Here is a 19,547-nt window from a genome sequence, read left to right on the forward strand (position 1 = left end):
CCGTCCGGTTTCACCGAGGAGATACGCTCCGGCTCGTGGCTGATATCGAGATTCCCGCTGACATCAAGCCCGCCGACGGACGTTTCGGCGCTGGCCCCTCCAAGGTGCGGACGGAGGCGCTGGACGCGCTGGCCGCCACCGGTACGTCTCTGCTGGGTACGTCCCACCGCCAGGCCCCGGTCAAGAACCTGGTCGGCAAGGTGCGTGAGGGCGTCTCCGCGCTGTTCTCGCTGCCCGAGGGCTACGAGGTCGTCCTCGGCAACGGCGGTTCGACGGCCTTCTGGGACGTCGCGACCCACGGCCTGATCGACAGCAAGTCCCAGCACCTGACCTTCGGCGAGTTCAGCTCGAAGTTCGCGAAGGCGGCCAAGCTGGCGCCGTGGCTGGCCGAGCCGACGGTCATCTCCTCCGACCCGGGCACGCACCCGGAGCCGGCCGCCGAGGCGGGCGTGGACGTGTACGCGTACACGCACAACGAGACGTCGACGGGCGTCGCGGCCCCGATCAAGCGCGTCGCGGGCGCCGACGAAGGCGCCCTCGTCCTCGTCGACGCCACGTCGGGCGCGGGCGGCCTCCCGGTCGACATCGCCGAGACGGACGTCTACTACTTCGCCCCGCAGAAGTCCTTCGCCTCCGACGGCGGCCTGTGGATCGGCGTCTTCTCCCCCGCCGCGATCGAGCGCGCCGAGCGCATCCACGCGTCCGGCCGCCACGTACCCGAGTTCTTCTCGCTCCCGACGGCGATCGACAACTCCCGCAAGAACCAGACGTACAACACCCCTGCGCTGTCCACCCTGTTCCTCCTCAACGAGCAGCTGGAGTGGATCAACGGCCAGGGCGGCCTGGCCTGGTCGACGGCCCGCACGAAGGACTCGTCGAGCCGTCTGTACAGCTGGGCGGAGGAGTCGAAGTACGCGACCCCGTTCGTGTCCGACCCCACCAAGCGCTCGCAGGTCATCGGCACGATCGACTTCGCCGACGAGATCGACGCGGCGGCCGTGGCGAAGGTGCTCCGCGCGAACGGCATCGTCGACACCGAGCCGTACCGCAAGCTCGGCCGCAACCAGCTCCGCGTGGCGATGTTCCCGGCGATCGACCCGGCGGACGTCGAGGCGCTGACGAAGTGCGTCGACTACGTCATCGAGAAGCTGTAGTCGCCGTCCAGTAGCACTGTTCTACGACGCCGAAGGGCGCCCTGCGGATCGACCGCGGGGCGCCCTTCGGCGTCGTAGGGCAATGCGGGGCAGCCCGCGGCCGAAGTCCAGGTGAACCAGCAACCCGGACAAAACACCCCCACGCCACAGCCGAGTAACAGCGAACACACAGGAGACAACTCCCACCGCACCCCGCCGGTCGAACCCGTTGCGTCGCACACCTGCGGCGCAACTCCTCGATTCCCGACCGAAGTTGGAGTTGCCCCATGCCCAGGAAGTCCCTGCCGACGCGGCTCGCCGCCACCACCGCGCTGCTCCTCGCCGCGGGCGCCCTGTCCGCGCCGGCCGCCTCAGCGGACGCCGCGCCCGGCGACGCGTACGTGCTGACCGTGACGACGAACCCGGCCAGCACGAACTACGCCGAGCGCTACGTCGACGTCACCGGCACCGTCACCAAGGCCGACGGCACCCCGGCGCCGAACATCCCCGTCACCCTCCAGGAAGTCGTCCAGTTCACGACCTGGAACCCGTGGGGCGACCCGATCGACCCCAACTACTACGAGCCCCGCGACCTGGGCAAGCCGGTCACCGACGCCAACGGGAAGTTCACGATCCCGGACGTCGACATCGACCGCTCGGGCGGCAGCAGCCTGCTCAACGTCCAGCACGACGTGCACATCACCGCCCTCTACGACGAGGACGGCGACCTCAACACCCCGCAGGACGGCTACTTCGCGGAGACCACGGTCGCCGCCAAGACCAGGTCCAGCTCGGTGAGTTACTCGGTCAACAAGAAGAAGGTGAAGGCTGGCGACATCCTCACCGTCCAGGGCAAGGTCACCCTCCCCAAGGGCGTCGAGCCCCAGGGCACGGAGGTCTTCCTGCAGACGTACTGGGAGCAGGAGTCCCACGTGAAGGTGACCGCGGAGGACGACGGCTTCTTCGTCCTGTCGGTGCGTGTCTCGTCCTACGACGACACGTTCACGCTGCGCACGGCTCCGACGGACCTGTACGTGGCGGGGGCGGTCCAGAAGCTGCCGATCACGAACACGTCTTTGCCCCGCAAGTAGCCTCCCGACGTAGGCGTAGGCGTAGGCGCAGGGGGGTGGGGCGGGGGGGACCGGCATGTGCGTAGCAGAACTGCAGGAGAAAGCCCTGCCGGAACTCCCTTGCCCGACACGGACCTTGGGGAGGAAGTCCGGACGCCGGGCCCGTACGCATGGCGGCTCCCGCCGAAGCCCCAACAACCGCCCCCGCAAGCCGAGTACGACGTGGTGCGTCCCCACGTCCGTACGTCACACTCGCGTAAGGCAGCCATCGCCCACATCCCCGAACGTGTCTGTTAGCGTCCGCGCGACCCCTCGAAGATCCGCAACAGGAGACGCAGATGGATATCGCCCTCATCCTCGCGAGCGGCATCGCCTGGACGATCGTGTACATCGAGGCGATCCGGGTCGGGTTCCGCGAACGCACCTACGCCATGCCTGCCGTGGCGCTGGGCCTGAACTTCGCGTGGGAGTGGACGTACGCGGTGCACAACCTGGTCTTCGACCCGTCGGTGCAGGGCGGCATCAACCTGGTGTGGGGCATCGCCGACGCGGTCATCGTGTACACGTTCTTCCGGTACGGCCGCGCCGAGTTCCCGTCGTTCGTCACGCCACGGATGTTCGCCGGGCTGAGCGTGCTGCTGTTCGGGACGTCGTTCGCCGTGCAGTGGCTGTTCCTGGCGAAGTTCGGCGCGGAGGACGGGGCCGGCTACTCGGCGTTTCTCCAGAACCTGCTGATGTCCGCCCTGTTCGTCGCGATGTTCGTCGCACGGCGCGGACTGCGCGGACAGTCGGTGACGATCGCGGTGGCCAAGTGGCTCGGCACGCTCGCGCCCACGATCCTCTTCGGCGCCCTCCAGCACGACGGGTTCCTGCTCGGCCTCGGCATCATGTGCAGCGTGCTCGACCTGGTCTATGTGTGGTTGTGCGTGGGGGCGAAGCGGGACGGTGCGGTGTTCGGCTCGGCTGACTCGACCCTGGAGCGGCGCACCAGCATGGACGTGGGTACCGCCGGCGCACAAGGCGATGCGGACGCCGACGTTGCACTATGAGGTACCGCTTGCGGACAAGATGACGAAGTCCGCCCCGCACACCCAGCCCCCTGAGCCCTGAACTCATCGTCCTACGCCGGGACTTCTAGCCCTCCCCAGCGATATTGGTCAGCGCGTCCACGATCATGCGGGTGGCGAATTCGGGGTTGCCGGCGATGCGGTTGATGTGTTCCGCGAGCAGGAACGCCGTGGCCTCCAGCGGAATCATCTCCTCCTTGGTCCAGTCGCCGTACTGCTGACGCCCCAGGTGGGGGCTCAGTTCGGTACCCGCGGCGATCACCAGGCCGGCCATCATGGGGATGACCTCGGGGGGACAACTCCTGGGCATCATCCGCATCGTGGCCACGAGGGTGGGCACCACGTACTCGATGACGTCCTTGCCCTCGCTCTCGTGGGCCTTCCTCAGCCACGTCATGAACATATAGATGAGCGCGCACAGGCTTCCTCCTCCGCCGGCCGCACTGGGTAACTCGGCGCGTCCGCCGCGTAGTTGCCCGTCTGGACGCGGATCGGCGGCTTTGCCCCCTTTCGTGGCAACAGGACGAGGAGTTGCATCAACGGGCGTGCGGGCCACGGTTGTTCGAACCGCTTGGGCTGTTCCGCTGGTTGGATCTGTGCATGGACGACATGGCGTGGAACAGGCTGTCGGCGGAGGCGCAGGCAGAGGTGGACGGGCTCATCGCCGCCGGCCGCAGCATCCAGGCCATCATGGTGATGCTGGAACGCGCTGACCCGCCGCGGCCTGACCTGCGTGAGTGTGTTGATCTGCTGGCGTGGCGGCACAGGGCGCAGCGCGAATAGGCGGACGCCCGCCGGCGCCGTTGGCCCAAACGCTTCCACGCGGCCGACCACTATCCGCCCTTCCCACCCGGAGAAGCCATACGCGCTGTGCTCAGACATCAGATCCCCACGAACCCGGGTGATGATCCGCCTGGTCTCAGCGCCGCATCCTTCATGCTTTTTGTGGATCAAGTGCTCGGCGGTCGGATAGCGTGCGCAGGTCCATGGCCGACTGCTCAGGTCCATGGTCGACAGCTTTGGAGAGGTTGCCGTATGACGCCTTCAAGCTCCCACCCAGTACGGCCGGTTCAGCAGGGCGAGCCGGTTCAGAAGGAGACGTTCTCCTTCACCGGGGATGCCGTTCCCCCGCCGGCGGGCGCGTACTCGCATGCGACGAGGTGGGGCTCCACCGTGTTCCTCTCCGGGCAGTTGGCCACCGATCCCGTGACCGGTGAGCTGGTCGGCGGCGGCGACCTGGTGGTCGAGGCGGAGCAGGTGCGGCGCAACCTCGAAGGGGTACTGGGTCAGTTCGGGCTGACCCTCGACGACGTGCTGATGCTGCGCGTCTATCTCACCTCTTTCGACGAGTTCGACGGCTTCAACAAGGCGTACCGGACATGGTTCCGTGGACCACTGCCGAGCCGGACCACGGTTGGTGTCACCCAACTGGCCCTGGGCGCCGCGGTGGAGATCGACGTCATCGCCGGGATCCCTGAAGTCGCCCCCTGAACGAAGCCCAACCTCCCCTGCCCCCTGGACAGCTGAGCAACAGCCAGGAGGTCATGGGCGTCACCAGGAGACCATCGGCCTGGCCCCGACCCCGTCGACGTCGAGGACCGCGCTGTTGACGTAACCGGCCGCCGGTGACGCCAGGAAGGCGACCGTCTCGGCGATGTCCTGCGGTTCGCAGACGCGGCCCAGGGCCAGCATGTCCGCGAACCGCTGCCGCTGTTCCTCGTCGAAGATCTCCCGGACGCCTTCGGTGAGCACGAACCCGGGCCGTACGACGTTGCTGCGGATGCCGTCCGCGCCGTGCTGGGCGCCGATGTACAGGGAGAACGTCTCCAGCGCGGATTTGCAGGCGCCGTAGGCCGCCTTCGTCGCGGTGGGGTGACGCACGGCGCCGGACGAGATGTTGATGATCGAGCCGCCGCCGTCACTGGCCAACATCGCCGGGATCGCGTGCCGCGCGCCCCAGACCGCGGCCATGACGTTGAGGTCGAAGGTGCGCCGCCACGCCTCGTCGCCGGAGGTGGACGTGCCGGTGTCCTCGGGCACCTCGGCGGCGGCGTTGTTGTGGGTACGGAAGGAGGGCCGCCTCCCGCTGCCCACCCTCCTCGACGAGGCGATGAACGCCGTCCACCCACTGACGACACCCGCCGGACGGGCCGAGCCGTCGACCTGAGCGACAACCCGGCCCGGCCTCCTCAGCCCCTCACGTCGCCGTACAGCTCAGGCTCGGCGCGCTCCCACCCCCCGGAGCTCCCCCGAACCCGAAACTCGCCGAACCCCCCACCCCCACACTCCCGTTGTGATCCGCGTTCACCGCGGTCACACTCGCCCCGCTCTGGGTGTACGACGCGTTCCACATGCTCGTGACCTGCTGGGCGCCGGACCAAGTCCACTTCACCTGCCAGGACTTGAGGGCCGAGGTCCCGGAGTTCGTCACCGTCACGGCGGCGTTGAAGCCGCTCCCCCAGTCGCTGGTGACGGCGTAGGACGCCGTGCAAGCCGCGGTGCTCCCGCCGCCGTCACCGCCTCCACCCGTCCCCGTCCCCGTGCTCGGAAACCCCGCCGCCTTGACGCTCGCCAGATACCCGTCCTTCACCGTGTCCACGGTCACCCAGTCGTCCTTCAGGATTCCGCCCGTGTCACCGGAGTTGGGGTTCCACGACCAGAAGGTCCAGGAGAAGGTGTCGGCGCCGTACGTCGAGGTCGGGCGGAGGTAACTCACCAGTGCCGCAAGCCACTTCTGGTCCACCGTCGACGCCAGCGTCGTGCCGAACTCGCCCACCCACACCGGCGCGATGTTCTGCCGGAAGAGGTAACCCCAGTACTTGTCCCACACCCCGGGCATGTTCGCCGGGAAGGACGGGTCGCTGAACCACGGCTGCTGGGCCACGCTCGTCGCGTAGTCGTGGGCCGAGTACACGACCCGGTCGGGCACGGTCAGTTGGACCGGGTACTGGCCCGCGCCCATCAAGTTGCCGCCCCACCAGCCCGATACGCCGGCGTACGTCTGCACGCCCTCCACGAAGATCAGCAGGTCGGGGTTGACCGCCAGCACCGCGTTGCCCGCGCGCTCCGCCGCGAGGCGCCAGTCCGTCGCCACGTCGCCGCAGCCCCAACACGCCGGATCGTGCGGCTCGTTGTGGAGGTCGATGCCGATGACTGTCGACTGGCCCGCGTAACGGGCCGCCAGCGAGCGGAGGTTGGCGATCCAGGTCGACTCCGGTACCGCCGCCGTGTACCAGAGCGCCGACTGCGCCGACGCGTCCGGGCGGTGCCGGTCGAGGATGACCTTCAGGCCGTCCTGGCCGGCGTAGGCGACCAGTTTGTCCATGATCTGCAACGAACTCAGGCCCTGGAGGTCGGCGTTCTTGCCGCTGGAGAAGTCGATGCTGTTGGGGACCGTGCCGGGCTTGAGGATGTCGTCGCTGTAGGGGAGGCGGATGGTGTTGTAGCCCAGCGACTTCATCTGGTCGATCATGCTCTTGTAGTCGCGTGACCAGAGGCCGTGCACAACGTAGTTGGCGGTCTCGAAGCCGAACCAGTTGATCCCGGCGATACGGACCGGCTGCCCGGACGCGTCGAGGATCTGGCGGCCACTGGTGTGCCAGTATCCGGCCCCGGGTGCGTCGGCTGCCACGCCCTTCAGACCCGCCGTATCGGCCGCCTGTGCCGTGTGGACGCCGGCCAGCGGTAACAGGATCGCCGCGGCGGCAACCCCCAGCGCTCTTCTCACGTTGCGGAACATGTCGCTGCTTCCTCTCGGAGGCGCGGGTCCGGAACCGGTGGGAGCGCTCCCACCACCCTGCGCCTCCCATGGAAGCCACGTCACGTGAACACGTCAAGGCAACGGACGCCGACAATCGTCCACGGCTATCGGCTGAGCCTGCGGAACCTCCGTACCGCCAGCGGAAGGAACAGCAGCGTCAGCGCCGCCGGCCACGCCCCCGCGAGCAGCAGCGCATGCTGTTCCGGCCAGGACGTGCCCTGGCCCGTCGGGGCGCCGAAGAGCGCGCGGGTGGCGCCCGCCGTCGACGAGAGCGGGTTCCAGAGGGCGGCCTGGCCGAGCCAGTGGGGCATCTGGGTCGGGGAGACGTAGATGCTGGAGATCATCGTCAGGGGGAAGACGATGGCGAAGAGGCCGCCCACCTGCTCGGGGCCCGGGAGCAGCAACCCCAGCCACACGCCCACCCAGATCAGCGCGAAGCGGAGTGCCAGGAGCAGCGCCACCGCCTTCACGAAGTCCAGGCCGAGGCCGATGTCGACGCCGAGGCCCGCGCCGAGGTCGGGGCCCGCGCCGAACGCCGGGCGCCAGCCCATGCCGTACGCCGTGGCCATCATGATGCCCAACTCCGCGCAGGCGACGATGAGATCGGTCGCGCCGCGCCCCGCGACCACCGCCGACGGCGCCATCGGCATGGAGCGGAACCGGTCGATGACGCCCTTCTTCGCGTCGTTCACGAAGATCGTGGCCGTGGAGACAAACCCCATGGCCACCGTCATCACGAACATGCCCGGCATCAGGAACGCCTTGTAGTCGCCGCCGCCCGGCACCCGCATCGCCTTGCCGAAGACGTACCCGTACAGCAGCACGGACAGGATCGGGAAGCCCAACTGCCAGAGGATGCTGACCGGTTGGCGGCGGTAGTGGGTCAGGCCTCGGCGGACGACGTTCCAGCAGTCGGCGATCGTCCAGAAGACGCGGCCGTGCTGGGGGCGTCTGCGGTACGTGCGGCCGGTCCCCTCGGATGCGGACGCCGACGCCGGCGCTGTCGACGTGCCACCGCTCATGCCGCCGCTCCCTCGGTCTCCGGAGCCTCGAACTCCGGCTCCTGGGCGGTCGGTTCTTCTTCCGTACGGCGGCCCGTCAGGCGTAGGAACACGTCGTCCAGGCTCGGGCGGCGCAGGCCGATGTCCTCGACCGGGATGCCGTAGTGGTGGAGGTAGCGGGCGACCTCGGTCAGCGAGCCCACCCGGTCGGCCACCGGTGCGTGCACCCGCAACTCACCCATGTCGGCCTCCGGTTGGCCGCCGTGGGCGACCCTCGCGACCGCCTGCAACGCGTAGGGGATGTGGGCCGGTTCGCGCAGCACGACCTCGATACGGTCGCCGCCGACGCGGTTCTTGAGGCCGTCGAGGGTGTCGTCGGCGATGGCCCGGCCCTGGTCGATGACGGTGATGCGGGAGGCCAGCCGGTCGGCCTCCTCCAGGTACTGGGTGGTCAGGAGGACGGTGGTGCCCTCCGCCACCAACTGCCGTACCGCTTCCCAGACTTCGCCCCTGCTGCGCGGGTCCAGGCCGGTGGTCGGTTCGTCCAGGAAGAGGACGGCCGGGGCCAGGATCATCGACGCGGCCAGGTCCAGACGGCGGCGCATGCCGCCGCTGTAGCCGCCCGCGCCCTTGTCCGCCGCGGCCTCCAGGTCGAACTGGCGCAGGAGTTGGGCCGCCCTCAACTTGGCCCGCCTGCGGCCGAGATGGAAGAGGCGGCCGAACATCTCCAGGTTCTGCCGGCCGGTGAGGATCTCGTCGATCGCCGCGTACTGGCCGGTGAGTCCGATCCGGGTGCGCACCTGGCGCGGCTGGCGGGCCACGTCGAGACCGGCGACCGTCGCCCGGCCGCCGTCGAGCCGGACGAGTGTGGAGAGGATGCGGACGGCGGTGGTCTTGCCGGCGCCGTTCGGGCCGAGCAGACCGTGCACGGTGCCCTCGCGGACGGCCAGGTCGAAGCCGTCGAGGGCGTGTTTGTCGCCGTAGCGCTTCTCCAGCGCCTCGGCCTCCACCACGTACGTGTCACCACCCATGGGTCCTCTTCCCTCCCTCCTGCACCGGGCGTTCCGAACTGCGTGCACCGTATCCGATTGCGCGTACGGTGTACTCGGTTTTCGCCCGGCGACCTAGACTCCCCCACATGACGAGCAGGCCCCCCAACTCGATCTCGAACTCGACGGAGTCCAGCGGCAGCGGTGACATCGGCCGCACCCTCGAACTGCTGTGGGACACCGGCCCCCGCCCCACCCGCGGACCGAAGCCGGGCCTGTCCGTCGACCGGATCGTGGACGCGGCCATCCGCATCGCGGACGAGGAGGGACTGGACTCCGTGTCCATGCGGCGGGTCGCCACCGACCTCGGCACCGGCGCGATGTCCCTGTACCGCTACGTCCCCGGCAAGGCCGAACTCCTCGACCTGATGCTGGACCGCGTCCGCTTCCCGGACCGCCCCAACGACGGTGCGGGCAGCGGCAGTTGGCGGGCCGCGCTGGAGACCGCTGCCCGCGACGCCCTCGCCGTCCACCGCCGGCACCCGTGGCTGCTGCGCGTCAACCAGTCCCGCCCGCTGCTGGGCCCCCGCGCCCTCGCCACGCTGGAACACCTGCTCGGCCGTATCCGCCCGATGGGCCTGACCGACCCGGAACTCGTCTCGACCGTCGTCATGATCGACGGTTACGTCGTCGGCGCCGCCCGCACCCAGGTCCACCAGGAGGAGGCGGCCCGCAGCACCGGCCTGACCGACGCGGAGTTCTACGGCGCCCAGGTCCCGGCGCTGGAGAAGGCGATGGCGACCGGCGCGTACCCGACGCTCGCGTCCCTCTCCCCCGACACCTTCACCGCCGGCTTCGACCACTTCGAGTTCGGGCTCGGGCGCATCCTCGACGGGCTGGAGGTCGTGGTCCACCAGCGCGGCGAGGGCCAACAGCCCGGTGAGAGGGGCGAGTTCAGCTCCTACGACGCGTGAGGCGCCGTAGTCCGAACAGCGCCCCGCCGACGACCACGACGGCCACGGCACCGATCTTCACGTTGCTCCCCGAGCCGCCGTCGCTGTCACCGCTCGCGGAACTCCCGCCCCCGGAGGGCGACTTGGAGGAGTCCGAACTCCCGCCGGGAGCGTCCTCCGCCTGCACCGGACTGTCGGTGCCCTCGCTCCCGTACATCAGCTTGGTCCCGTCGGCGGAGTAGCTGACGGACTCCCCCTGTCCTTGCAACGGCACGTCGAGGCGGCCCTCGCGCTTGATCTTCCCACCGTTCCAGTCGTAGTAGATACCGCCCAAGTAGCCGCGTACGGCGAGCTGTTGGCCGTTGGGCGAGAAGGCGGCGTCGGTGGCCCAGAGGTCCACGGCGGCGATGGGCTTGAAGTAGTTGGTGCCGGAGGAGGAGAGCGTGGCCGGGCCCTCGAAGAGGTGGCCGCCGTCCTCCTTCTTGTCGATGATGTACACGCGCCCGGTCTTGGGGTGGACGATCAGCGACTCGGCGTTGCGGGCGCCGTCCGAGTACTTCACGACGTACTGCGTCGCCCGGATCGTCTGGTCCTTGAGCACCTTCGGCTCGGGCAGCTTGTAGATCCAGACGTACGGCCAGGTCCCGTCTAGGTTGTCGCCGATGTCGCCGACGTAGATCTCGTTGTGCGGGCCGATGGAGATCGCCTCGACGTCGCGCGGCTTGCCGACGCCGCTGAACGTGACCGTGGCGACCGTCTTGCCGGTGCTGCTGTCGACGGCGTAGATGTACGGGCCGTCGTTGCTGTCGTTGTGCGTCCAGTAGATGCCGGGGTGGAGGTGCGAGGCGGCGAGCCCGCTGGACTCGGTGATCCGGGAGTCGGTGATCGTGAACCCCTTGTCGCCCTTGCCGTCACCGTCGTCGGAGGGTGCTGCGGCTGCGGGCAGGGCGAGCGCGCCGACGAGGAAGCCGGCGCCGAGGAACGCGAGGAAGCGACGCATGCCCCAAGCCTGCCATCCCGCGCGGTGGGGCAGCGGTCGGGACAGTCGGGCGGCGGGCGTGGTGGGCCTCACACCCCGCCCGTTCCATCCCCCGCCGGTTGATCGTCCATCATGAGCGGATGCTCAGGTTCATGCCCGTAGGCGACTCCATGACGATCGGGAGCGCGGGCGAACACACATGGCGCTACCGGATGTGGCAGCACCTGCGCGCGACCTACGGCGGCCCGTTCGCCGTGGTCGGCCCGCGCGAGACGCTGTACGACAAGGCGACGGACACGCCCACGTCGTACGAGTACGCCGACCCCGACTTCCCGCACTTCCACCTCGCCGGCTGGGGTGAGGGCTGGCTGCACATGGCCCCGCTGATCGGCGAGGCGGTCCGCGCGCACCGGGCGGACGTGCTCCTCGTCTCCCTCGGCCTGATCGACCTGGGCTTCTACACGAACGCGGCGCAGACGGCCGACAACATGCGCGCCTTCGTGGCGCAGGCCCGCACCGCGAAGCCGTCCGTACGGATGGTGTTCCTGCCGGTGATCCCGAACGTCCGCGCCCGCACGGACGTCCCTTTCGCCACCGAGGTCGCCCTCTTCAACGAACTCCAGGCGAAGGCGGTCGCCGACCTGGACGACCCGCGCTCCCCGCTCCTCCTGGCCTCCCTCCCCGAGTCGTACGACGTCGACCACGACACGTACGACGGCACGCATCCGAACGCGGCCGGCGAGCACAAGATCACGGGGGCGTTCGCGGGGGCGATGCACCAGGCGTGGGGGGTGGGTGGGGAGTACGGCGACCTGGCCCCGATGCCCGGGACGAGCGGCAGCCCGGCGCAGTCCCACACCTCCGGCAGAAGGTCCTCCCACAGGTCCTCACGCCGCCCGAGGTGACCACGTCAGCCGAACCGGCTGAACCGGGCGATCCACTCCTCGTTGAGGCGGTCGGCCTGGCGGTGGTGACTGGGGGTGAGTTGCTGTCCGGCGGGGAGGGCGAGACCCAGGTCGTCGAGAACGCTGAGGGTGACGGCGGACGGATCGGCGGAGAGGTCCTCGTAGCGGACGCGGTACGGCTGGATGCCGTAGGCCTCGAACCAGCGCTCCCACCCGGCGTTGTGCTCCTCGACGGTCCGCATGATGCGGGTGATGGCGGCACGGTCGAAGTGAGGCCGCTCACCGGCGACTTGGCCTCCGCCTCCGCTGATCTCACCCCGCCCGCCGACGAACCAGACCCCGGTCTGCTCGGCGCGCAGCCAGGACACGGCTTGGGCGAGGATGTCGTCCCGCCGCAGATGCACGAACCGGACGGGCTGCCCGAACTCCCGCTCCAGCAGCCGTAGTTCATCCCCGGCGAGTTCAGGATGCAGGCCCGCCAACCTGCCGGTCAGCTCAGCATGCGTGCCCCACATGAGCTTGGCCCCGAAGACCCCGTTGCCTGTCCGCCCCTCCCGCAGCGCGGCCCGCACGAACTCGCCGTAGTCCAGGGCCCCTTGAGGTGTACGGCGGATCCCCCACCGCTCGGCCCACGCCCCCTCGTCCGGCGACCGGAAGTAGGCCTGCGGGTGCCCGGCGACCCCGGTGGAGCCGAGCAGACCGAGGAGGAGGGAGCTGCCGGTCCGGGGAGTGGCGCAGATGAAGTACGTGGCCGTGTCCGTCGGCTGGGTCACGGGAAACAGGGTCGGAGGTGAGGGGCGGGGCGGCAACCGAATAACGACGGTGACGATGGCGTGATCACTACGCATCCCGGTCACCGTGCGTATCGTTGTACCGCGTGGCTGCACTCGCATGGAGGTCGGCCGGGAGCGCCACGATGACCGTCCTTGAAGACAGGATCGCGATGGCCGAGAGCGACAACACGAGCACGCTGGACGAGATGTTCGAGCGGCTTGAGACGATGCCCGTCCCCGAGGGATACAAGGTCGAGATCGTCGAGGGGACCGTCTTCATGTCGCCGCAGAGGGACACCCACTGGGAGATCATCCTGGACATCGTCGAACAGCTGCGGACCAAGTACCCCCGGAAGCGCGTGAAGTCCGACGTCCGTATCGACTACCCGGGTCACCTCAACGGATTCGCGACCGACGTGACGGCGATGGCCGAGGGCGCCGAGAAGACGGAGAGCGGGCGCTGGCGCCACCAGGACGTCGAGTTCGTCGCCGAGGTCATCTCCAAGGGCACCGCCGCCAACGACTACGGCCCGAAGAAGGCCGCGTACGCCCTCGCCGAGGTCCCCGTCTACGTCATCGCCGACCCGTACCAGGGGCGTTGCCACGTCTACACCCACCCCAAGGGCGACGACTACGCGACGGAGACGAAGGTGACGTTCGGGGACGACATGGATCTCACCGGCACCGTGGTCGGTCTCACCCTCACCACCGCCGGCTTCCCCCGCGACTGACCCCCCTTGCATAGAGCGCACTCAAAGTCGTTGGCTAGGTACTCATGAAGTACACGCAGCTCGGACGCACAGGCCTCAAGGTCAGCCGACTGGTCCTCGGCACGATGAATTTCGGACCGCAGACGAATGAGCCGGACAGCCACGCGATCATGGACGCGGCGCTGGCCGCGGGCATCAACTACTTCGACACCGCCAATGTGTACGGGTGGGGCGAGAACAAGGGCCGCACCGAGGAGATCATCGGCAACTGGTTCGCGAAGAGCCCCGACCACCGCGACAAGACGGTCCTCGCCACCAAGGTCTACGGCAACATGGCCGCCGAGGGCGACGCCTGGCCCAACCACGACAAGCTCTCCGCGGTCAACATCCGGCGGGCCGTGGACGCCAGCCTCAAGCGGCTGCAGACCGACTACATCGACATCTACCAGTTCCACCACGTCGACCGTGCCACCCCCTTCGAGGAGATCTGGCAGGCGATCGACACCCTCATCCAGCAGGGCAAGATCCTCTACGTCGGTTCCTCGAACTTCCCCGGTTACAAGATCGCCCAGGCGAACGAGATCGCCGCCCGCCGCGGCGGCACCATCGGGCTCGTCAGCGAGCAGTGCCTCTACAACCTCGCCGAGCGCCGCGCCGAGATGGAGGTCATCCCGGCCGCGCAGGAGTACGGCCTCGGGGTCATCCCCTGGTCCCCGCTCCAGGGCGGACTCCTCGGCGGGGTCATCAAGAAGGAGGTCTCGGGCGGGCGCCGGGCGAGCGGCCGGGCCGCCGACACCCTCGCCAACCCGACCTCACGCGCCCAGATCCAGGCCTACGAGGACCTCCTCGACAAGCACGGCATCGAGCCCGGCGAGGCCGCCCTGGCCTGGCTCCTGACCCGCCCCGGCGTCACCGGCCCGATCGTGGGCCCGCGCACCGCCGAGCAACTGGAGTCCGCGCTGCGCGCCGTGGAGCTGGAACTGAGCGAGGAACTCCTCACCTCGCTGGACGAGATCTTCCCGGGCCCGGGCCCCTCTCCGGAGGCCTTCGCCTGGTAACACGCTGAGGGCAAGCGCCCCTTCGGGGGCGCGCCCTCACTTACCGAGCGCAGCCGCAAGCCCCACGACAACGAACAGCAGCACAAGCACACCGGCCATGATCCGGTTCCGGGTTTTCGGGTCCACGTACCCGAGCCTAACCGGCCGCTCCCAGACCCCAGCGGCCGACCGCCTCGTACCGCGGCTGTTCCCCCGCCGCCCCGGACCTCGGCAGGTTGCTGCGGACGAGGACCAGCTCGTCCACCGTCCACTCGCGGCCCGCAAAGTCGTCGAGCCGGTCGAGATACGGCCGTACGTCCATGGCCTCCCGGCTGCGCGCCACGGTGAGGTGGGCGCGGTACCGCCGGTGTTCCCGCGTCGCCGTGGCCTCCTCGCAGCGCTCCGCGAGGTGTCGTAGGGCCGTCACATCCCCCTCCACCCCCGCCCACAGCGCGCGCCCGTCCCCGAACTGCCCGCCTCCGCGCACCGCCAGCCCGAACGGTTCGGTCCGGCGCGCGGCCCGCGCCAGGCCGGCCGACAGTTCGGATACGACGTCCTCGTCGACCTCGCCGTAGAAGGCGAGCGTGAGGTGCCAACCCGGGCGGGCCGTCCAGCGGAGGCCGTCCGCACCCGGGAGGCCGCGCAACTCGTCGACGGCCGTGCCGAGTTGGGACAGTACGTCCTCGGGCGGCAGCAGCGCCGCGAAGAGTCTCATGGGGGCAGCCTTCCACTACCGCTCAACGTGTGTGCCCTGGACTAACCGGTCTGCTGGACTCAGACGGTTAGTCCAGCGCACAGCCTTTTCGGACCCCTAGCCTGCTGCCATGGAGACCGACACCAGCATCAGCATCAGAGACGGTGGGCCCGACGACATCCCCGCGATACTCGGCATGTTCGACAGTGCCGTGGCGTGGCTCGTCGCGCAGGAGCGCACCGGGCAGTGGGGCAGCACGCCGTGGTCGGAGAATCCGAGGGCCGTGGCGATGGTGGAGCGGTATGTGGCGACCGGTTCCCCCTTCATCGCCGAGGTCGACGGCGTCCCCGCCGGCACACTCACCCTCACCGACTCCCCCGGGTCGTACATCGACGCCGTGGACGAGCCGGAGCGGTACGTCCATCTCCTCGCCTCCGACCGCCGGTTCAAGGGCCACGGCGTCGGCAGCGCGCTGCTCGCGCACGCGGCGGAGGTGACGCGGCGGGCCGGGGTCTCCCTGCTGCGGGTGGACTGCTACGCGGGGGACGACCGCAAGCTCGTCGCCTACTACGAGAGCAACGGGTTCACGGCCACCGAGGCGTTCGTCGTCGGGGAGGACCAGTGGCCGGGACAGGTGCTGGCCCGGAGGGTGTGACACGCACGCCCTCCGGGCCAGTCACGCCGCACAACTCTCAGGCCGCCGTTGCCAGTTGCTCCCGCTCGCGCGGGACGAAGGCCACGCTCGGATGACCGTGGTTCCAGTCGAACGACAGGCGCAGGTCGCCGATGCGGGCCAGGATCACGCCGATCGTGGCCGCGGCGACGGCCGCGATGACGCCGCCCAGGGCGAAGCTCACCCGGGGGCCGTAGGCGTCGGTGATCCAGCCGACGATCGGTGCGCCCACCGGCGTACCGCCCATGAAGACCATCATGAACAGGGCCATGACGCGGCCGCGCATGGCCGGGTCGGTGCCCATCTGGACGGCGGTGTTGGCCGTGACGTTGACCGTCAGGCCGGCGATGCCGATCGGGATCATGAGGAGGGCGAACAGCCAGTAGGAGGGGGCGACCGCGGCCACCACCTCAAGGAGGCCGAAGGCCGCCGCCGCCGCGATCAGGACGCGGAGGCGGGTGGTGCCGCGGCGGGCGGCGAGCAGGGCGCCGATCAGGGAGCCGACCGCCATGAGGGTGTTGAAGAGGCTGTACGCGCCGGCGCCCGCGTGGAAGATGTCGTCCGCGTAGGCCGACAGCCACACCGGGAAGTTGAAGCCGAACGTGCCGATGAAGCCGACGAGGACGATCGGCCAGATCAGGTCGGGGCGGCCGGCGACATAGTGCAGGCCCTCGCGGAGCTGGCCCTTGCCGCGCGGGGCGCGCGTGACGGAGTGCAGGTCGCGGTTGCGCATGAGGAGCAGGCTCGCCAGCGGGGCCACGAACGACAGGCCGTTGAAGAGGAACGCCCAGCCCGTGCCGACGCCGGTGATCATGACGCCCGCGACGGCGGGGCCGACCAGGCGGGCGGACTGGAAGTTCGCCGAATTCAGGCTGACCGCGTTCTGCAGTTGCTCGGGGCCGACCATCTCGGAGACGAAGGACTGGCGGGCCGGGTTGTCGACGACCGTCGCGAGGCCCACGGCGAAGGCGGCGACGTAGACGTGCCAGACCTGGACGTGGCCGGAGAGCGTGAGGAAGGCGAGGGCGAGGCCGGTGAGGGCCATCGCGGACTGCGTGACGAGCAACGCGGGGCGCTTGGGCAGCCGGTCGACGAGGACACCGCCGTAGAGCCCGAAAAGCAGCATCGGCAGGAACTGGAGGGCGGTCGTGATGCCCACGGCGGCTGAGGAGCCGGTGAGGCTGAGGACCAGCCAGTCCTGGGCGATGCGCTGCATCCAGGTGCCGGTGTTGGAGACGACCTGGCCGATGAAGAACAGGCGGTAGTTCCGGATCTTCAGCGAGCTGAACATCGAGGACTTACCGGATGGGGTGGGCGGGGAGTCGGGGGTGGCTGGCGCGGGGGCGGAGTCTGCTCCGGGTCCCGAACTCAAAAGGTCGCCTCCTCTTTCTTTTGCTCGTTCGCCTACGGGGCGCTTTCTGCCGGTGTCGAGAGCCCGACCGTGCTCGACCTCTCGACACCGGCGCGCCCCTACGGCTCACTCGCGCATAGACAGCTTTACAGGTGTGCGAGTTTCTCCAGCACGGGGGCGGCGGCGACGATCTTCGCCCACTCGTCCTCGTCGAGGCCGTCGACCAGGCCGGCCAGGAACGCGTTGCGCTTGCGGCGGCTCTCTTCGAGCATCGCCTCGGCCTGGGGGGTCTTGGTGACGACCTTCTGGCGCCGGTCCTCGGGGTGCGGCTCCAGCTGGACCAGACCCTTCGCTTCGAGCAGCGCCACGATGCGGGTCATCGAGGGCGGCTGCACATGCTCCTTGCGAGCGAGCTCGCCAGGAGTCGCGCTGCCGCAGTTGGACAGGGTGCCGAGCACCGACATCTCGGTGGGGCTCAGTGACTCGTCGACCCGCTGGTGCTTGAGTCGACGGGACAACCGCATCACGGCTGATCGCAAGGAGTTCACAGCGGCAGCGTCGTCGCCATGGGTTAGGTCCGGCATGTTCTTTAGCGTAACTCATTACTCTCGCTAAAGACCAATGGCGACACGCCGAGATGCCCGTGACCCTGGCCACTGAACCCTTCCGTCACCCATATGAGTGATCCCGGCGCGGAACGTCACCCGCCGCCGGGAACCGCCCCGGACCCTCGTCTACATGGGGACCAGCGTGCTCAGCCTGCGGATAGACGGGGAGCTGCTCGAACGGCTCCGACACCATGCCTCGAAAAGGGGAATGAGCGTCCAGGACTATGTGGTCCAGACGCTCATCCGGGACGACTTCGACGAGCGGTTCCAGACCGCGGTCGAGGAGACGGAGAAGTTCTACGGGGTCACGTGACAGCCCGTGGAAACGCGGGTCACGTGAGACCCAGCGCCGGCATCAGGTAGTAGGACCCGAACACCGCCGCGACGACGTACATCGGCACCGGGACCTCCCGGCCCCGGCCCGCCACCAGCCGTAGCACCACGAAGGTGATGAAGCCCATGCCGATGCCGTTGGTGATCGAGTAGGTGAACGGCATCATCACCATCGTGATGAAGGCCGGGATGGCGATCGTGTAGTCGGCCCAGTCGATCTCCTTGACGGAGCCCGCCAGGATCAGGAAGCCCACCGCGAGCAGCGCGGGGGTGGCCGCCTGGGACGGGACCATCGTGGCGATCGGCGTGAGGAACAGCGCTACGGCGAAGAGCGCGCCCGTGACGACGTTCGCGAAGCCCGTACGGGCGCCCTCGCCGACACCCGCCGTGGACTCCACGAAGCAGGTGGTGGCGGACGAGGAGCTGACACCGCCCGCGGCGACCGCGATGCCGTCGACGAAGAGGACCTTGTTGATGCCGGGCATGTTGCCCTCGCCGTCGGTCAGCTTCGCCTCGTCGCTGATGCCCATGATCGTGCCCATCGCGTCGAAGAAGCACGACAGCAGGACCGTGAAGACGAAGAGGACGCCGGTCAGCACGCCGACCTTGGAGAAGCCGCCGAACAGGCTGAACTTGCCGATCAGGCCGAAGTCCGGGGTGGCGACCGGGTTTCCGGGCCACTTCGGGGTGGTCAGGCCCCAGGAGGGGATCGTCGCGACCGCGTTCACGATCACCGCGAGGACGGTCATCGTGACGATCGAGATCAGGATCGCGCCGGACACCTTGCGGACGATCAGCGCGAGGGTGAGCAGGACGCCCAGGATGAAGATCAGGACCGGCCAGCCGTTGAGGTGGCCGTCGGCGCCGAGCTGGAGCGGGACGGTGGTCTGGGCGGCGTCCGGGATGCGGGAGATGAACCCGGAGTCCACGAGCCCGATCAGCATGATGAACAGGCCGATACCGATCGAGATGGCCTTGCGCAGTCCGTACGGCACCGCGTTCATCACACGCTCGCGCAGCCCGGTGGCGACCAGCAGCATCACGATCAGACCGGCCAGCACGACCATGCCCATCGCGTCCGGCCACGTCATGCGCGGCGCGAGCTGGAGGGCGACGACGGAGTTCACGCCGAGTCCGGCGGCCAGCGCGATCGGTACGTTGCCGATGACACCCATGAGGAGGGTGGTGAACGCGGCCGTCACGGCCGTCGCGGTGACCAGCTGGCCGTTGTCCAGGTGGTGCCCGTACATGTCCTTCGCGCTGCCCAGGATGATCGGGTTCAGCACGATGATGTACGCCATCGCGAAGAAGGTGGCGAAGCCTCCCCGGATCTCGCGGGGTAGCGAGCTGCCACGCTCGGAGATCTTGAAGTAACGGTCGAGCGTGGTCGGCATTGGATGTTCCTACGAGCAGAAGTGGACAGACGGAAACCGTTTCAGTATGAACATATGAAGACGTCAGGCGCTATCTCCGCGCGTAGACACACGGAGATCTCTTTGTGTCGCGGTCGC

At 68.9% G+C, this 19,547-nt stretch carries 23 protein-coding genes; 12 read left to right on the plus strand and 11 right to left on the minus strand.

Translation table 11 applies throughout. The features are described from left to right. Window positions 1-35: 35 nt before the first annotated feature. From serC to OG496_RS26040, 3 genes are all read left to right on the plus strand, one after another. Complete coding sequence (gene serC / locus OG496_RS26030) at window positions 36-1,154, plus strand: phosphoserine transaminase (protein ID WP_399396117.1); 1,119 nt, start codon at window positions 36-38, stop codon at window positions 1,152-1,154. Window positions 1,155-1,420: 266 nt separating this feature from the next. After that, window positions 1,421-2,224, plus strand: a complete 804-nt coding sequence (locus OG496_RS26035; protein WP_405972597.1) for an acyl carrier protein — start codon at window positions 1,421-1,423, stop codon at window positions 2,222-2,224. 317 nt (window positions 2,225-2,541) lie between these two features. After that, window positions 2,542-3,252, plus strand: a complete 711-nt coding sequence (locus OG496_RS26040) for a hypothetical protein (protein WP_405972598.1) — start codon at window positions 2,542-2,544, stop codon at window positions 3,250-3,252. Window positions 3,253-3,337: 85 nt separating this feature from the next. Here the strand turns inward: OG496_RS26040 and OG496_RS26045 are convergent, their stop codons facing one another. Next, window positions 3,338-3,826 carry a hypothetical protein gene (locus OG496_RS26045; protein ID WP_405972599.1) on the minus strand — a complete coding sequence of 163 codons (489 nt, stop codon included), beginning with the start codon at window positions 3,824-3,826 and terminating at the stop codon, window positions 3,338-3,340. Window positions 3,827-3,870: 44 nt separating this feature from the next. Here OG496_RS26045 and OG496_RS26050 point away from each other — a divergent pair, with 44 nt between their 5' ends. Beyond that, window positions 3,871-4,053, plus strand: a complete 183-nt coding sequence (locus OG496_RS26050; protein WP_366496816.1) for a hypothetical protein — start codon at window positions 3,871-3,873, stop codon at window positions 4,051-4,053. Between the two features lie 252 nt (window positions 4,054-4,305). Next, window positions 4,306-4,761 (plus strand): RidA family protein, encoded by a 456-nt coding sequence (locus tag OG496_RS26055; RefSeq protein ID WP_405972600.1) that lies wholly within the window; start codon window positions 4,306-4,308, stop codon window positions 4,759-4,761. A gap of 60 nt (window positions 4,762-4,821) precedes the next feature. Here the strand turns inward: OG496_RS26055 and OG496_RS26060 are convergent, their stop codons facing one another. Continuing rightward, a complete protein-coding gene (locus OG496_RS26060; RefSeq protein ID WP_405972601.1) occupies window positions 4,822-5,310 on the minus strand; it encodes an SDR family NAD(P)-dependent oxidoreductase in 489 nt (162 codons plus the stop codon). On the opposite strand from OG496_RS26060, the gene OG496_RS26065 reads away from it, so the two are divergent. Continuing rightward, on the plus strand, window positions 5,297-5,437 hold the full coding sequence (locus tag OG496_RS26065; RefSeq protein ID WP_405972602.1) for a hypothetical protein: 141 nt from the start codon (window positions 5,297-5,299) through the stop codon (window positions 5,435-5,437). The genes OG496_RS26060 and OG496_RS26065 overlap by 14 nt on opposite strands. A gap of 30 nt (window positions 5,438-5,467) precedes the next feature. Here the strand turns inward: OG496_RS26065 and OG496_RS26070 are convergent, their stop codons facing one another. From OG496_RS26070 to OG496_RS26080, 3 genes are all read right to left on the minus strand, one after another. Then, window positions 5,468-7,009 carry a cellulase family glycosylhydrolase gene (locus OG496_RS26070; protein WP_405972603.1) on the minus strand — a complete coding sequence of 514 codons (1,542 nt, stop codon included), beginning with the start codon at window positions 7,007-7,009 and terminating at the stop codon, window positions 5,468-5,470. 125 nt (window positions 7,010-7,134) lie between these two features. Continuing rightward, on the minus strand, window positions 7,135-8,052 hold the full coding sequence (locus OG496_RS26075) for an ABC transporter permease (RefSeq protein WP_405972604.1): 918 nt from the start codon (window positions 8,050-8,052) through the stop codon (window positions 7,135-7,137). After that, window positions 8,049-9,062, minus strand: a complete 1,014-nt coding sequence (locus OG496_RS26080; protein WP_366496811.1) for an ATP-binding cassette domain-containing protein — start codon at window positions 9,060-9,062, stop codon at window positions 8,049-8,051. Before OG496_RS26080 ends, OG496_RS26075 begins: the two co-directional genes overlap by 4 nt. Window positions 9,063-9,169: 107 nt before the next feature. Between OG496_RS26080 and OG496_RS26085 the strand changes: the two genes are divergently transcribed. Then, on the plus strand, window positions 9,170-9,994 hold the full coding sequence (locus tag OG496_RS26085; RefSeq protein WP_405972605.1) for a TetR/AcrR family transcriptional regulator: 825 nt from the start codon (window positions 9,170-9,172) through the stop codon (window positions 9,992-9,994). Here the strand turns inward: OG496_RS26085 and OG496_RS26090 are convergent. Continuing rightward, window positions 9,975-10,973, minus strand: a complete 999-nt coding sequence (locus OG496_RS26090) for a WD40 repeat domain-containing protein (RefSeq protein ID WP_405972606.1) — start codon at window positions 10,971-10,973, stop codon at window positions 9,975-9,977. The genes OG496_RS26085 and OG496_RS26090 overlap by 20 nt on opposite strands. A 119-nt stretch (window positions 10,974-11,092) precedes the next feature. Between OG496_RS26090 and OG496_RS26095 the strand changes: the two genes are divergently transcribed. Further along, window positions 11,093-11,857: an SGNH/GDSL hydrolase family protein gene (locus tag OG496_RS26095; RefSeq protein ID WP_399396103.1), complete on the plus strand. Its 765-nt coding sequence runs from the start codon at window positions 11,093-11,095 to the stop codon at window positions 11,855-11,857. A gap of 5 nt (window positions 11,858-11,862) precedes the next feature. Here the strand turns inward: OG496_RS26095 and OG496_RS26100 are convergent, their stop codons facing one another. After that, complete coding sequence (locus tag OG496_RS26100; protein ID WP_405972607.1) at window positions 11,863-12,630, minus strand: Stf0 family sulfotransferase; 768 nt, start codon at window positions 12,628-12,630, stop codon at window positions 11,863-11,865. Between the two features lie 143 nt (window positions 12,631-12,773). Here OG496_RS26100 and OG496_RS26105 point away from each other — a divergent pair, with 143 nt between their 5' ends. Further along, on the plus strand, window positions 12,774-13,361 hold the full coding sequence (locus OG496_RS26105; RefSeq protein WP_405972608.1) for a Uma2 family endonuclease: 588 nt from the start codon (window positions 12,774-12,776) through the stop codon (window positions 13,359-13,361). Window positions 13,362-13,405: 44 nt separating this feature from the next. Continuing rightward, window positions 13,406-14,398 carry an aldo/keto reductase gene (locus OG496_RS26110; protein ID WP_405972609.1) on the plus strand — a complete coding sequence of 331 codons (993 nt, stop codon included), beginning with the start codon at window positions 13,406-13,408 and terminating at the stop codon, window positions 14,396-14,398. 136 nt (window positions 14,399-14,534) lie between these two features. On the opposite strand, the gene thpR is transcribed toward OG496_RS26110, so the two are convergent. After that, window positions 14,535-15,092, minus strand: a complete 558-nt coding sequence (gene thpR / locus OG496_RS26115; RefSeq protein WP_405972610.1) for an RNA 2',3'-cyclic phosphodiesterase — start codon at window positions 15,090-15,092, stop codon at window positions 14,535-14,537. Window positions 15,093-15,201: 109 nt separating this feature from the next. On the opposite strand from thpR, the gene OG496_RS26120 reads away from it, so the two are divergent. Beyond that, the gene (locus tag OG496_RS26120; protein WP_405972611.1) at window positions 15,202-15,726 is read left to right on the plus strand and encodes a GNAT family N-acetyltransferase; all 525 of its coding nucleotides are present in this window, start codon (window positions 15,202-15,204) and stop codon (window positions 15,724-15,726) included. A gap of 37 nt (window positions 15,727-15,763) precedes the next feature. Here the strand turns inward: OG496_RS26120 and OG496_RS26125 are convergent, their stop codons facing one another. Both OG496_RS26125 and OG496_RS26130 read right to left on the minus strand, forming a co-directional pair. After that, window positions 15,764-17,035, minus strand: coding sequence for an MFS transporter (locus OG496_RS26125; RefSeq protein WP_405972612.1), 1,272 nt, complete (start codon window positions 17,033-17,035; stop codon window positions 15,764-15,766). A 206-nt stretch (window positions 17,036-17,241) separates the two neighbouring features. After that, window positions 17,242-17,679: a MarR family winged helix-turn-helix transcriptional regulator gene (locus OG496_RS26130; RefSeq protein ID WP_019072529.1), complete on the minus strand. Its 438-nt coding sequence runs from the start codon at window positions 17,677-17,679 to the stop codon at window positions 17,242-17,244. A 154-nt stretch (window positions 17,680-17,833) separates the two neighbouring features. Here OG496_RS26130 and OG496_RS26135 point away from each other — a divergent pair, with 154 nt between their 5' ends. Continuing rightward, window positions 17,834-18,016 (plus strand): hypothetical protein, encoded by a 183-nt coding sequence (locus OG496_RS26135; protein ID WP_026150456.1) that lies wholly within the window; start codon window positions 17,834-17,836, stop codon window positions 18,014-18,016. 19 nt (window positions 18,017-18,035) lie between these two features. Here the strand turns inward: OG496_RS26135 and OG496_RS26140 are convergent, their stop codons facing one another. Continuing rightward, the gene (locus OG496_RS26140; RefSeq protein WP_405972613.1) at window positions 18,036-19,430 is read right to left on the minus strand and encodes an NCS2 family permease; all 1,395 of its coding nucleotides are present in this window, start codon (window positions 19,428-19,430) and stop codon (window positions 18,036-18,038) included. Window positions 19,431-19,547: the final 117 nt, after the last annotated feature.

It is taken from the genome of Streptomyces sp. NBC_00988 (assembly GCF_045162645.1).
Taxonomy (GTDB): domain Bacteria; phylum Actinomycetota; class Actinomycetes; order Streptomycetales; family Streptomycetaceae; genus Streptomyces.